General features: G+C 54.0%; 1 protein-coding gene. It reads left to right on the top strand.

The window, feature by feature from the left end; all coding sequences use genetic code 11:
• Window positions 1-291 (top strand): HYR-like domain-containing protein (locus FJA49_RS18270; protein WP_449404089.1); only part of this gene is annotated, 291 nt, incomplete at both ends.

The raw sequence follows: 291 nt of genomic DNA, 5'->3' as shown, positions 1-291 counted from the left end.
TCCCGGCTGCGGCTACGCTTACTGCAACTGATGCTTGCGGAAGTGCAACGGTAACATTCGCCGAGACAAGAACTGACGGTGCTTGCGCCGGAAGCTACACGCTTACAAGAAAATGGACGGCTACTGACCTTTGCGGTAACACTGCAGTTCACACACAAGTAGTGACTGTAACCGATACTCAGGCTCCAGTATTCGCAGGAACACTGCCTGCTGCCAGCATAACTGCTTCATGCGGAAATATCCCGGCTGCGGCTACGCTTACTGCAACTGATGCTTGCGGAAGTGCAACGG

Origin of the sequence: Flavobacterium microcysteis, assembly GCF_006385255.1 — a bacterium.
Taxonomy (GTDB): domain Bacteria; phylum Bacteroidota; class Bacteroidia; order Flavobacteriales; family Flavobacteriaceae; genus Flavobacterium; species Flavobacterium microcysteis.
This window is presented reverse-complemented; position numbering and strand designations above follow the sequence as displayed.